This is a genomic window from Brachybacterium sp. P6-10-X1 (assembly GCF_001969445.1).
Lineage (GTDB): Bacteria > Actinomycetota > Actinomycetes > Actinomycetales > Dermabacteraceae > Brachybacterium.
The window spans coordinates 1,910,919-1,923,548 of record NZ_CP017297.1; the positions used below are offsets into that span (position 1 = coordinate 1,910,919).

The 12,630-nt window shown below is 72.8% G+C and carries 10 protein-coding genes; 5 read left to right on the top strand and 5 right to left on the bottom strand.

Annotation, left to right across the window (positions count from 1 at the left end; all coding sequences use genetic code 11):
• Positions 1 to 181: 181 nt before the first annotated feature.
• Positions 182 to 1,492 carry an acetoin utilization protein AcuC gene (locus BH708_RS08775; RefSeq protein ID WP_076808177.1) on the bottom strand — a complete coding sequence of 437 codons (1,311 nt, stop codon included), beginning with the start codon at positions 1,490 to 1,492 and terminating at the stop codon, positions 182 to 184.
• Positions 1,493 to 1,753: 261 nt separating this feature from the next.
• Between BH708_RS08775 and BH708_RS08780 the strand changes: the two genes are divergently transcribed.
• Both BH708_RS08780 and BH708_RS08785 read left to right on the top strand, forming a co-directional pair.
• Positions 1,754 to 3,067 (top strand): TrkH family potassium uptake protein, encoded by a 1,314-nt coding sequence (locus BH708_RS08780; protein WP_253705563.1) that lies wholly within the window; start codon positions 1,754 to 1,756, stop codon positions 3,065 to 3,067.
• Positions 3,068 to 3,278: 211 nt separating this feature from the next.
• A complete protein-coding gene (locus BH708_RS08785; RefSeq protein ID WP_076808181.1) occupies positions 3,279 to 3,944 on the top strand; it encodes a TrkA family potassium uptake protein in 666 nt (221 codons plus the stop codon).
• A 113-nt stretch (positions 3,945 to 4,057) separates the two neighbouring features.
• On the opposite strand, the gene proC is transcribed toward BH708_RS08785, so the two are convergent.
• Positions 4,058 to 4,924, bottom strand: coding sequence for a pyrroline-5-carboxylate reductase (gene proC, locus BH708_RS08790; protein ID WP_076808183.1), 867 nt, complete (start codon positions 4,922 to 4,924; stop codon positions 4,058 to 4,060).
• Between the two features lie 86 nt (positions 4,925 to 5,010).
• Between proC and BH708_RS08795 the strand changes: the two genes are divergently transcribed.
• On the top strand, positions 5,011 to 5,490 hold the full coding sequence (locus BH708_RS08795; protein WP_076808185.1) for an ATP-binding protein: 480 nt from the start codon (positions 5,011 to 5,013) through the stop codon (positions 5,488 to 5,490).
• A 24-nt stretch (positions 5,491 to 5,514) separates the two neighbouring features.
• Here BH708_RS08795 and BH708_RS08800 read toward each other — a convergent pair whose 3' ends face one another.
• The gene (locus tag BH708_RS08800; protein WP_083713404.1) at positions 5,515 to 6,567 is read right to left on the bottom strand and encodes a DUF368 domain-containing protein; all 1,053 of its coding nucleotides are present in this window, start codon (positions 6,565 to 6,567) and stop codon (positions 5,515 to 5,517) included.
• Positions 6,568 to 6,739: 172 nt separating this feature from the next.
• Here BH708_RS08800 and BH708_RS08805 point away from each other — a divergent pair, with 172 nt between their 5' ends.
• Positions 6,740 to 6,973: a hypothetical protein gene (locus BH708_RS08805; RefSeq protein ID WP_076808187.1), complete on the top strand. Its 234-nt coding sequence runs from the start codon at positions 6,740 to 6,742 to the stop codon at positions 6,971 to 6,973.
• A 37-nt stretch (positions 6,974 to 7,010) separates the two neighbouring features.
• Positions 7,011 to 7,421 carry a hypothetical protein gene (locus BH708_RS08810; protein ID WP_076808188.1) on the top strand — a complete coding sequence of 137 codons (411 nt, stop codon included), beginning with the start codon at positions 7,011 to 7,013 and terminating at the stop codon, positions 7,419 to 7,421.
• A 62-nt stretch (positions 7,422 to 7,483) separates the two neighbouring features.
• Here the strand turns inward: BH708_RS08810 and BH708_RS20330 are convergent, their stop codons facing one another.
• Both BH708_RS20330 and BH708_RS08820 read right to left on the bottom strand, forming a co-directional pair.
• On the bottom strand, positions 7,484 to 7,792 hold the full coding sequence (locus BH708_RS20330) for a hypothetical protein (protein ID WP_253705527.1): 309 nt from the start codon (positions 7,790 to 7,792) through the stop codon (positions 7,484 to 7,486).
• Positions 7,789 to 12,609 carry a DUF4011 domain-containing protein gene (locus BH708_RS08820; RefSeq protein WP_076808191.1) on the bottom strand — a complete coding sequence of 1,607 codons (4,821 nt, stop codon included), beginning with the start codon at positions 12,607 to 12,609 and terminating at the stop codon, positions 7,789 to 7,791. The genes BH708_RS20330 and BH708_RS08820 overlap by 4 nt, the downstream gene beginning before the upstream one ends.
• Between the last annotated feature and the right edge of the window lie 21 nt (positions 12,610 to 12,630).

Here is a 12,630-nt window from a genome sequence, read left to right on the forward strand (position 1 = left end):
CCCGGTGGTCGTGGTGCGGCGAGTCGTGGCGAGGTCGGGCCCCGGTGGGTCGCGACCGTGTCGTGTCCCGCCCCCGGTGCGTCGCGACGCCGGTCCGAGGACGGGGCTTCCGTGCGACATTGTGGCAGGGCGGGGCGTGACACGGATTGTGGCAGGGCCGGGCGTGACAGGGCCCGACCGGTCAGTCCACGAACGGGTCCAGTCCCCACTCGGGGAAGGCACCGCGCCGTGCGGCCTGGACGGCGCGGTCCAGGGGGTCCTCGGGATCGAAGCCGCTCTCCCAGTCGCGCACGGCGAGCGCCCGGCCGTCACCGTAGACGCGGATGGCGGGCTCCGGGGACAGTCCGTGCTCCCCGCGCGCCCGCGCCTCCGCCTCGAGGTAGGACAGGGGCAGCGGGGTGCCGGGGTCGATCGCGTCCCCGCTGGCCACCGCGAGCAGCTGCGCCCAGGAGCGCGGAACCACGTCGATGACCGCGTATCCGCCGCCGCCGAGCGCCAGCCAGCGTCCGTCGCACACCTCGTCGGCGAGCTCGCGCAGCAGCAGCATCACCTCGCGATGCGCTTCGAGGGTGACGGAGAAGTCCGCCAAGGGGTCCACCCGGTGGGTATCGGCCCCGTGCTGGGTGACCAGCAACGTCGGCCTCACGGCGCGGACCAGGGCGGGCACGGTGGCGCGGATCGCCCGCACCCAGCCGTCGGCGGTGGTGCGCGGGGGCAGGGGCACGTTGATGGCGGTGCCCTGGGCACCCGCCCCGCCGGTGTCCTGGACGAATCCGGTGCCCGGGAACAGCCGCTCCCCGGTCTCGTGGACGGAGAGCGTCACCGCCCGCGGCTCGTTCCACAGCGCCAGCTCGACCCCGTCGCCGTGATGCACGTCGACGTCGACGTACATGACCCGCTCCTCGCCCCGGTCCACAGCGTGACGGATCGCGATGGCGGCGTCGTTGTAGACGCAGAACCCCGACGCGCTCGCCGGGCGGGCGTGGTGGAGGCCTCCGGCGATGTTGACCGCGCGGCGCACCTGTCCCGATCCGATGGCGTCGACGGCGGCGATGGAGCCCCCGGCGATGCGCGCCGAGGCGGTGTGCATGCCCGCGAAGGCCGGCACGTCGTCCCCGCCGATGCCGAAGCGGATCAGGTCCTCGAACCGTGCGTCCCTCTCGTGGGCGTCGTCCGCCTCGTCGGCGTCGTGCCCCGGCTTCCCCCTCGGGACCGATGCCGCGCGGACCGCGGCGATGTAGTCGGCGTCGTGGACGGTGCCGAGCTGCTCGTCGGTGGCGATGACGGGCTCGATGGTCCGTACCCCGGGACGGTCGAGCACCCCGGCGCAGCGGGCCAGCTCCCGGGTGAGGGTGAGCCGGACCGGGGACATGGGGTGGAAGGGCCCGAAGTCGTACTCGCACAGCTGATCGGACCAGACGATCCCGCAGCCGTCCGGGGCAACGGCAGCGGTCGGAGCGTCGGTCTCGGAGATGGGCGCGGCGTCGGGCATGGTCCGAGCGTACCCAGAGCGCCGACGATGCGCCGCCCCTCTCCTCGGAGCGGGCGCGGCCCGTCGCGAGAGGGACGCGATCGTCGTCGGCGGCGAGTCCGGTCGTAGACTTCCGCGGACGCGACCAGAGATCGCCCGGATGCGAGGGGACACACCAGGATGAGCGAACGCGAGGCCAGGTCCGCGATGCGCCGCGTCGGGCCGTCCGCCGGCCGACCGCCCGTTCCGGGGTGGCGCGCTGGGGTGAGGTCGTTGACCACAGTGACCCCGGCCCGCTTCACGCTGGCGGTGTTCACAGGGATGATCGCGCTGTTCACCGCGCTGCTGTCGCTCCCGGCCGCGACGACCTCCGGCCAGCGCACCGAGTTCGTCGACGCGCTGTTCACCGCAGTCTCCGCGATCTGCGTGACCGGATTGGTGACGGTGGAGACCGGAACCCACTGGTCAACCTTCGGTCTCACCGTGATCATGATCGCGATGAAGATGGGCGGCCTGGGGCTGATGACTCTGGCCTCCCTGTTGAGCCTGTCGGTGATGCATCGTCTCGGCCTGGCGCAGCGCGTGATGACCGCGACCGAGACGCGGGCGGAACGGCTGGCCGAGGTCGGCGGCGTGCTGCGCATCATCCTGATCACCTCGACCGCCTTCGAGGTGGCGACGTTCGTGACGCTGACCCCCTATATGTTCGCCACCGAGCACGGCATCGGGGAGTCGCTGTTCCTGGGACTGTTCTACGCGATCAGCGCCTTCAACAACGCAGGGTTCGTCCCCGAGGCGCAGGGAACCGCGCAGTACCTCGGTGACCCTTTCTTCTCGATCCCGATCGCGCTGGCGGTGTTCGTCGGTTCCCTGGGCTTTCCCGTGATCCTCGTGATCGTGAAAAAGCTGCGCACCCCGCGCCGTTGGAGCCTGCACGCCAAGCTGACGCTCACCACCACGGCGCTGCTGCTGGGCGTGGCCTGGCTGGGTTACCTGGTGCTGGAGTGGGCGAACCCCGCCACCCTCGGCGACGACCCGGTCCCCACCAAGATCCTCGCCTCCGGGTTCGCGGCGGTGATGCCGCGTTCGGGTGGCTTCGCGACGTTGGACGTGGCATCGATGACGGCGGAGTCGCGTCTGCTGACGGACCTGCTGATGTTCATCGGCGGAGGCTCGGGCTCGACCGCCGGCGGCATCCGGCTGACCACCTTCGCCCTGCTGATGCTGTCGATCTGGGCGGAGATCCGTGGCAACCCGGATGTCGAGGCCTTCGGTCGCCGCATCCCCCACGAGACGATCCGCCAGGCCATCGGGGTGCTGGTCATGAGCGCCACCGTGGTGTTCCTGTCGGTCTTCGCCCTGCTGCGGATGACCAGCTTCTCGCTGGATCAGTCGCTGTTCGAGGTGCTGTCCGCCTTCGGCACGGTGGGCCTGTCCACGGGCATCACCTCGGCGCTGCCCACCGAGGCGAAGGGGGTGATCATCGCCTGCATGTACATCGGCCGCCTGGGTCCGATGACGCTCGGCGCCGCCCTCGCCCTGCGCCACCGCACCCGCATGATCCAGCTCCCGTACGAGCGACCGATCGTCGGCTGATCGACGAACGCGGAGTCCGAGCGGTCGGCGAGGAACGAGCCGGCCACGCAGGACGAACGGGAGGAGAACAGCCCGGCCTGCCCTGTCCGTGGCCCCTGACGGCCGGATCCGGGCCACCCCGACCGGAAGCCGCGCCCCGGGGCGTCCCGACCGTAGACTGTGCCCGCTCGGCCCCGGGGCCCCGGTGCCGGGCAGGCGAGGAGGAGGAGCCATGGCACGCGGTGCGCGCGATGACGGTGTGCTGGTGATCGGTCTGGGCCGTTTCGGTGCCTCGATCGCCCTGACGCTCGAGAAGCTGGGCACGCAGGTGCTCGCGATCGACACCAGTGAGGAGCTGGTCCAGAAGTACTCCGGACAGCTCACCCACGTGGTGCGGGCCGACGCCACCCAGCCGGAGGTGCTCGAGCAGATCGGGGCGGGAGACTTCTCCATCGCCGTGGTCGGGGTGGGCACCTCGATCGAGTCCAGCGTGCTGATCGCCGCGAACCTGGTGGACTTCGGCAAACCGGTGATCTGGGCGAAGGCGATCTCCGCCGCGCACGGTCGGATCCTGCAGCGGATCGGCACCCATCACGTGGTCTATCCGGAAGCCGATGCGGGCAAGCGCGTCGCACACCTGGTGGGCGGCAAGCTCATGGATTTCATCGAGTTCGACGACGGCTTCGCGATCGTCAAGATGCGTCCGCCCCGCGAGGTGCAGGGCATGACGCTGGGCGAGTCCGACATCCGCGCGAAGTTCGGCGTGACGATCGTGGGCGTGAAGTCCCCCGGCAAGGACTTCACCTACGCGGTGCCCGAGACCCTGGTCGCCGCGCACGATCTGGTGATCGTCTCCGGCCACACGCACCTGATCGAGAAGTTCTCCAACCGGCCCTGAGGCCGATGGCGCGCGACTACGAGACACCGGGCGTGGTCAGCGACGGGCGCTCCGGCATGCGCCGTGCCATATGTGCCACGACGAACGCGATGGCGCCCGTCAGCGACCAGCGTTCAGGCTCCGGTCATCTCGCGGGACGTCCGCGCCGCGGCGGCCATCGCCGCGGCCACGCCGGGACGCACGCCTTCCCGCTCGAGCACCGAGAGACCCTGCACCGTGGTGCCGCCGGGGCTGGAGACCCCGTTCTTCGCGACGGCGGCGTGCACCCCGCTCTCCATCAGCATGGTGGCGGCGCCCCGCACGGTCTGCTGCACGAGCGAGTCGGCGAGATCGCGCTTCAGACCCAGCCGCACGGCTTCGTCGCTCATCGCCTCCAGGATCGAGAACACGAACCCGGGGAGGGACCCGGCGGCGGCGATGAAGGCGTGGACCTGCTCCTCGGTGATGTCCACGGCCACCCCGGCCCGGGAGAACAGCGTGCGGGTGAGCGCGTGCTGTTCGTCGGTGACGGAGCTGCCGCGCATCAGGCCCACGGCCCCTTCGCCGACCGAGATCGGAGTGTTGGGCATGGCACGCTCGACGCTCAGTCCCGCCGGCAGCGCATCTTCGATCTGCGACAGGGCGATCCCGGCGGCGAGGGAGATCACGAGGGCGCCGGCCGGGAGCTGCTCGCGGATCTCGGCGGCCAGCTCGAGGATCTGATACGGCTTCACGCCGAGGACGACCACGTCGGCGCCCTCGAGCGCCTCGGCGCGGGAGGCAGCGATCGCACCGAGCTCCTCAGCGGCCCGTTCGCTGCTGGCCGGCGTGGAGTTCACGATCGCCAGCTTGCCGGGCCGGACTCCGGCCGCGAGGAAGGCGCGGACGACGGGCCCGCCCATGTTGCCCGCGCCGATCACGGCGACGCGGAGCTGGGTGAGGTCCTGGACGGGGGATTGCACTGCGGCCGGATCGGGGCTCTGGGGCGAGGTGTTCTCCATGTCCTCCAGGGTACGGGGATCCTCCCGGGATCCGTTCTGTGCCGGAGGGTCCATGGCGGCGGCCCCGGCCGTTCTAGGGTCGGTGCATGACCGCTCGCCTCCATCTGCTGTACGGACTCGCCGGATCCGGGAAGTCCACGCTCGCCCGACGCCTCGCGGAGGAGGAGCCGGCGGTCCGGTTCACCCTCGATGAGTGGATGCTGCGCCTGTATCCCGACCTCACGATCGAGGACCCGGCCTACGGCGATCGTGCCGCCGAGGTGCGAGAGCTGATCTGGACGGTCGCCGAGCAGGTGCTGCGGGCAGACGTGGACGCGGTGCTGGACTGGAACTCGTGGTCCGTCGCCCGGCGCGGCTGGGCGCTGGCGCGGGCCGCAGGGGCGGGCGTCGACGTGGTCCTGCATCGCCTGTCGACCTCGCTCGAGGAGTCGACCCGACGGGCCCAGGAGCGGGAGAACACCGGCACCGCGTTCGCCCACACCGTCGACCAGGCGGGCAACGAGCACCTGGCGTCGCTGCGGGAGGAGCCGACCCCCTCGGAACGGCTGACGATCATCGAGCACTGAGCGCGTCGGCCGCCCATCCGAGCCTCAGCGGCCGCGGCCCCGGCGCGGTGGGTCGTCTCCCCCGGGGCGGGCATCCTGGGACCCGTAGGAGCCGGGCTCGGGGGGATCCTCCGGACCGCCGCACTCGGGGCCGGCAGGTGCGATCTTCCGCGACTCGACCAGGACCAGCAACTGCACGGCGAGCACGCCGAGCACGGCGATGACCAGCAACAGCGGCCAGTCGTCCCCGGGAGTGCGCACGGCGCCGGTGGCATCCTGCCAGGGCCACAGGCTCCGCAGCGCACCGATCATCACTCCTGCCAGGACCACCATCGTCCCGCGGTGGAAGCGCGTCAGCAGGTGCCGCATGAGCCGGACGATCACGACCAGCCCGACGACGGCCCAGAGCCCGAACCAGGCGATGTAGCCGAGGTCGAGGGCGTCCACGGCCTGCAGGGTGGGCTGGTAGAGACCGAGGCTGAGGAGGATGAAGGAGCCGGACATCCCCGGCAGCACGAGGGCGCACACGGCGATCGCCGCCGCAGGGGCGATGACCCACGGGCCGGGCTCGAGCGCGGCGGCGGGAAGCGAGGTGACGGCCAGCCCCGCCAGCACACCGGCGCCGAAGCGGAGCAGCTCCGGGGACCGCCAGGAGCCGCCGGAGAGCCGCATCGGCACCAGCACCGAGCCGAGCACGAGGCCGAAGAACACCGAGCGCATGGTCTGCGGGTGCGCCTCGACCAGGGCGGCGACGGGTCCCGCCACGGTGAGCACCGCAGCGGCCATCCCGATCAGCAGCGGGAGCACGAGCACCCAGGAGACGGCTCGCAGATGCTCCTGCATCCCGGCCCGACGATCCGGGCCGGTCAGCAGCCGTCGGGCGGCGAGGGTGAGGTGGTGGCCCGCATCGATCAGCTCGTCGTAGATGCCGGTCACCAGGGCGACGGTGCCGCCGCTGACCCCGGGCACCGTCTCGACGACGCCGATGAGCGCTCCGCGCAGGAGGTTGCCCAGGGGATTGCGGTGCCGCGGACCGACCGGTGGCCTCGCCGATCCGGTCGTCCGCACGGGCGTCGAGTTCGAGGCGGCGTCCGTCATGGGGACACTCTACGAACCCGGTGCCGGAAGGCCCCTGGGGCCCAGCGCATGAGTGGTCGTCCTCACCGGCTGTTCCGGCTCCTCGGCTCAGTCAGGGCCACGCCCGGCGGCGAGCGCGTCTGCGAGGCCCGGCGGCTTCGTCGATCAGGACCGTGCTCGGTAGGCTTCCCCCATGACTCAGCTCGTGGCCGTGGCCGCCTCGTCGCCCGGTGCGGGGAAGTCCACCCTGAGCGCACATCTGGTCGGTTGGCTCCGCGATCAGGGTCTCCAGGTGGATCACTTCCGCGAGGAGGACGTGCTCACGCGGGACGCCTTCGCGCCCCTGGCGCGCGAGTTCGCCTCGACCGGCGAAGTGCGGGCGTCGACGCTTCTCACCACCACCGCGGAGTATCTGGAGGGGTCTTGACGACGCAGGTTTCGACCTGGCGGTCACCGACGCGCTGGTGCCGTTCATCCCCTCGCTGATGGGGTGGGGCTACGAAGAATCGGAGATGGCGGACTTCCTCGAGGACCTGGCGGCGCGATTGGCGGGGGCCGATCCCGTCGTGCTGTACATCGATGATGACCCCTCGCAGGCCATCGCCCGGGCCGTGGACCGTGAGGGCCCCGCATGGAAGGACTGGTTCCTGGCCAAACTCGGCGACTATCCGGTCGATCCTCCGGTGCGTGATCTCGAGACCGCGCACCGGTACCTCCAGCGCGAGAGGGACGTGACGCTGCGATTGCTCGCGGAGCTGCCGTGGCAGGTGATCGTGATCGAACAGCCTGTACCGCCCTCGGCCGAGGGCGTCCAGCGCCTCGCGCGCGAGCAGCTCGAGCCCGTCCTCGACCACATGATGCGACAGCGTCCGTAGTGCCCGCGCCCGGGACACGGGCGATCATCGTGCCCTGAGCGCGTCGGCCGCGTATCCGAGCCTCAGCGGCCGCGGCCCCAGTGCGGCGGGACGTCTCCGCTGAGACGGGCGTCGTTGGACTCGTCGGCGCCGGGCTCGGGGGAATCCTCCGCGACCCGGACGGGGAAGTGCGGACGCTGCGGATCCTCTCCCCCACCCTCCGCGGCCTGCTCGGGCTCGTCCCAGGCGATCGGCTTCCCGGTCACCGAGGAGATGACCACCCGGCCCGTCCCCCGGCGCGCCGCGGAGCCGCTGTCACCGGGCCCCGAGCCGCCGCCGGGCCCCGAGCCGCCGCCGGGCTCCGAGCCGCCACAGGGCGAGGACCCGCTCACTGCCGCTCCTGGTAGCGGCGGATCGCGCTGGAGACCGACACGTCCAGCAGCACGGAGCGCTGCTCGAAGCCGAGGAAGCTGCGCACCTCGGTGGCCAGGTGCTCCTCGAGGCGGGCTCGGCCGTCGGAGCAGATGTACTCCACCACCGCGTCGAAGTCCTCGCTGGAGTAGAAGGACAGCTGATGCCCGGCGGGGATCTGCGGACGCGGCAGGCGATGGCGGATGGTGCCCACCCCGGTGGGTGACTCGGAGAGCTCCTCGGCCTGGACCAGGCGCAGGGCCCGCTCCACGGCTCGACGGATCCGTTCGGCCTCGCCGTCGGGGTCGATGAACAGGGCCCAGGACCAGACCCGTTCCGTGGACCAGCCGGCGGCCTCGAGCCGCTCGGCCCGCAGCCGGTCGCGTTCGCGCTGGCTGGAGGTGCCGACGTAACGGGCACCGTCGGTGTCGACGGCCACGAGCAGCCGACCGGGCAGATCCGGATGGCCCAGCGCCAGCTCGATGCGGTCCGAGGTCGGCCCGAAGTCACTCTCGACGAGCAGTCCGAGCCGCCACAGCCGGTCGGCGAGGTCGCGCACGAGCGCGTCCGTCTCGAGCTCGCGCGGCGCCGGCGCCTCCACGGACGCGGCAGAGTCCGGGGCCTCCGAGGGCGCGGCGGACTCGTCGGACTCCGAGGTCTCAGCGACCGGATCCGTCCCCTCGGTCGCAGGGCTCGCCGGGGACGCGGCCCGCTCCGTGGGCGACGGCGCCGATGGGGACCCGGCCGAGGGGGACTCGGCAGACGGCGATGCCGCGGAGGCCTGCTGCTCGTCCGACTCGGCCCGCACTGCGACTGCGTCCTCACCCGGGGCCGGATCGGCGCTGCCCGGTGTCTCGGCGGACTTCCGGGCCAGGGCCGCCGCGATCGCGGCATCGAGGTCCTCGTCGGAGAGGTCCTCACCGGAGTCGGCGTCGGCGGGCTCCTGCTCAGGGGCGGCGCTCGAGCCGGCGTCGGCCGCTGATTCCGCCGCAGCCGGTGCGGTCGCTGATGCGGTGCCGGGCCGCTCCGCGTCCTGCCCGTGCGGGGCCGGGGCGGCGGGCGCGGAGCGCGGCGCCTCAGGCTGCGGCGGGGCGATCGGCTCGCCCTGCCCGGTCAGCGCCGCGACGTGCGGGACGACGGGGATGTCGGGCCCGCCACGCAGCACCCACAGCATGGCGCGCAGGTCCCGGGCACCCTCGCTGCGCAGACGCGCGTGGTCGAGGTCTTCGACATCGATCGACGAGACGACGGTGGTGCGTCCGCGGGCCCGCGTGATCACCGTGGCCAGGGCCTTGCGGCCGTCGATCTCGGACAGCGGGCCGAAGCGATGCAGCAGCCTTCCGTGCGGGGTCTTGCCGAACCCGACCGAGACGATGATGTCGTCGCGCAGGATCGAGCTGGCCTGCTCGGCCGGCAGGACCGTGAACACCTCGCGGGCCGCCGGGTCGAAGTACTCGCGCAGGGCGGGGATCACGGAGACCGTGTTCATGATCCGGTCCATGAGACGACGCGCGTGGTCCTCGGTGAAGGTCAGCACCGCCAGGGAGCGCTCCGGGCGGGAGCGGGCGTGCTCGATGACCAGGTCGGTGACCCGGCGCAGCTCGGCCTCGGTGCTCTCGACGTACTCCATGCCCTCGGTGACCGGCCCGCGGCCGTTCTCCACCAGCACCAGACGATCGGGCTCGGGGACGATCGGGCTGGGCACGGCGACGACCTCGCTCACGAGCGCCCGCCGTTGGGCGAAGGTGCGCAGTCCGTCGGTGGCGGGGTGGGCGTCCCGCTGCAGCTCGATGTGCGGGGCGATGCGCAGCATGTCGTCGAGCAGACTCGGCGCGGCGTCGCCGCCGTACTCGAGCGGGTCCCCGACCACGACGGTCTGCTCGGCCCGCACGATCGAGGGCAGGGCGGCGGCGGTCGGCAGGCGCCCTCCGTCGGCCACGATCAGCACGTCGAAGTGGCGGCCGCGCGGGATCACCTGGGGCACCAGGTACGGCGAGGCGAGCCAGGCGGGTCGGGCCGCGAACAGGATGTCCTCGTACTTCGCGGCGAGGTCCCGGATCGACACGGTCGAGGACCGCGCGAGCTCGCCGATCGCGGCACGCGAGGTGTCCGGGTAGGTCTTCATCGTGGCCACACGGGACTCGTCGGCCGCGGCGTGCACCCGGGCCGACGCGTCGGCCAGGTCCTCGGCGTCCAGGCGCCGGAATCGCTCGGCGACCTGCGAGAGGGAGGTGCCGTCGTACTGGGAGATGGTGGGCTCGGCGCCGGCGATCAGCTCGAGGACGCTGCTCCACCAGCACAGCTCGAGCTCGGGGCCCACCTGCTCGATCGGCACTCGACGGGCGCGGAGGTCCTCGACCAGGTCGCCGAGCCCGTCGAAGCTGAGGCGGCGCAGCAGCTCGGTGCGCCGCGGCAGGGACTCGAGGTCGCCGCGGTCGGCGGCGAGCGCCTCGACCCGGCGTGAGAGCTCGTCGATGTCCGTGCGCGCGAGGTCCGTCCCGACCGAGGTGCCGTCCAGCAGAACGGCCAGCTCGTCGAGGATCCGCTGCGTGCGCTCGGCGGTGCGACGGGCCCGGTCGAGGTCGACGGGCAGCGCCGGGCTCGACCGGGTGGAGGAGGTCCGGGATTCGCCCTCGGGCACGTCCGCATCCCGGGTGACGGCCGCGCGGCGCCAGGCGTCGGCGACCCGGCGGGCCTCGGCGAGATCGCGATGCAGGTCCGGGGTCAGCGAGGCCGGGCGCTGCAGCGCGGCGGCGTCCCTGCGCAGCCGACGGCGCAGACCGAATCCCATGGTCACCCCGTGCTCGGCGCGCCAGGTCTTGTCCGCCGTGGCCGCGACGAGATCGGCCAGCTGCGCGGAGAACACGGCCGACTGGAAGGTGCCCAGCAGGGCACGGACGCGGTCCAGCAGGGCGAGCCGATCGGTCAATTGATCGAGGGTCGTGGGCTCGCAGAGCCCGAGGTCGCTGCCGGTCTCGGCGTACGCGGTGCGCAGCTGGGGAATGATCTCCCCGCGCAGCTGGTCGATGAGCTCCTCGGCCCGGGCCGCCTGGGTGTCGGAGCTGATGGGAGCGCCGTACCAGGCTGTCTCCTCGGGGCCGGTGGTCAGCAGGCCGACGTCCGAGGCCTCACGCAGCGCCGCGGTGAACCGCTCCCGGTCCGCCCCGACCATCTGTGCGGCGACGTCTGCCCGCAGCCGCACCGGGGTGCGAGGGGACGGACGCAGCCGGGTCAGGGCCGCCAGCGCGGAGAGCGCGTCGTGCGCGGTGGCGTTCCACGGCTCCTGGGTGCGGTGCATGGCCTCGACGTGGCCGACGAGGATGTCCCGCATCTCGGCGAGCTCCGCCGGGGCGGCGTCCTCGGCCCCGAGTCCGTGGGAGCCGGCCCGGCGCAGGCTGCGCAGCAGCGCCGCGGAGGCGTTGCGCTGCAGCGACGGGTCCGGCGAGAGGTCGAAGACGAGCTCCTCGAGGCCCCGCTGATGGGCGATGGCGACCAGCTGGGCCAGATTGCGGCGGCGCCGGGAGACGACCAGGACGCTGCGGCCGCGGGCATTGAGCTCCTCGGCGAGATCGACGACGAGGTCGAGGCTGCCGGTGCCGGGAGGGGCGGCGACGGCGAGATCCTGACCGGCGAGCACCCGCCCCAGGACGGCGCGGTGATCGGGGTCGACCGCGGAGACCAACTCGTCCTCCGCCACCTCGGGGACCGCCTGCTCGGCCTCGACGCCGCGCACCACGGTCCGGGCCCCGGCGTCACCGGCGAGGGCGGCCACCAGCGGGGAGGAGACCCAGTCGGGGCGGTCCTCGGCGAGATCCTCCGCGACGGAGCCTGCGGCATCCATCAGGTTGCCGACCACGAGGGCGTGGGTGATGCGGAAGCCCGGAAGCGGCTGGCCGAGCGAGCGGAAGGCGTCCAGGACGGGGTTGGGATCGAAGCCGTGTGAGCCGTCGGTGGTCGCCAGCAGCGCCCGCGCGTCGACCGCGACCCCGGCTTCGCGCAGCGAGCGCAGCAGCACCGGGTTGAGGTCGGCGGTCGAGTCGACCTCGAGGTCGACGTCCTCGCGGGCGTTGCCGCGCAGGCGCAGCGTGACCGGCCGCACCAGGACGGGGGCGTGGATCGGGGCGGAGCCGTCCTCGGGGTACCAGGTCGCCTCGCCGATGCCGAGGTGGCAGGTGGTCAGCCCGACCTCCTCCGCGTGGCGCTCGGCGATCTCACGGATGGTGCGGGCGTGGGCGCGGGCGTCGGCCAGGGCCCCGACCTCCCGGACCAGCGAGGACAGGCGCGTCGGGCCGCGGCCGGCCAGGAGCTGTGCGAGGCCCGAGGGATGCGAGTGGCTCAGGTCCAGGACGGTCGAGCCGGCGCGGAGCTGGGTGAGGAAGGAGGGGGCGGTGACGCCGCCGGTGATCTGCTGGGCCCAGCGGTCCAGAGCGTCGGCGACGAGGTCCTCGCGGCTGAGGGGGCGGTGCTCGCGCGGCTCGGCGGGGAAGTCGTTCTCGTCCTGTTCGGGAGCGATGCCGGCTCCGACCTCGTCGAGGTGGCGGTCCACGACGACGTCGTAGCCGCCGGTGCTCGTCCCGGCCTCCCGGGGTGACGACGACGCCGGCGTGCGGTCGTGCTGCGCGGCGACGCGGCGCCGGTCCTGCGCGTCCCGTTGATCCTGCTGGTCCTGCTGATCCTGCGCCCCGTGCTGCGCGCTGTCGCGACGCTCACGGGCGAGGGCCGACAGGGCGTCGCCGCGAGCGTCCGCGTCCTCGGCCGTGCCGTCGGGGCGCTTCTTGCCGCGCAGGAGTCTCCACATGGGACCTCACGCTACCGGCGC

What these genes read in the sequence shown, in the direction of transcription:
- BH708_RS08775 (WP_076808177.1), bottom strand. Translation starts at nt 1,492, where the DNA reads ATGCCCGACGCCGCGCCCATCTCCGAGACCGACGCTCCGACCGCTGCC.
- BH708_RS08785 (WP_076808181.1), top strand. Translation starts at nt 3,279, where the DNA reads ATGGCACGCGGTGCGCGCGATGACGGTGTGCTGGTGATCGGTCTGGGC.
- proC (WP_076808183.1), bottom strand. Translation starts at nt 4,924, where the DNA reads ATGGAGAACACCTCGCCCCAGAGCCCCGATCCGGCCGCAGTGCAATCC.
- BH708_RS08795 (WP_076808185.1), top strand. Translation starts at nt 5,011, where the DNA reads ATGACCGCTCGCCTCCATCTGCTGTACGGACTCGCCGGATCCGGGAAG.
- BH708_RS08800 (WP_083713404.1), bottom strand. Translation starts at nt 6,567, where the DNA reads ATGACGGACGCCGCCTCGAACTCGACGCCCGTGCGGACGACCGGATCG.
- BH708_RS08805 (WP_076808187.1), top strand. Translation starts at nt 6,740, where the DNA reads ATGACTCAGCTCGTGGCCGTGGCCGCCTCGTCGCCCGGTGCGGGGAAG.
- BH708_RS08820 (WP_076808191.1), bottom strand. Translation starts at nt 12,609, where the DNA reads ATGTGGAGACTCCTGCGCGGCAAGAAGCGCCCCGACGGCACGGCCGAG.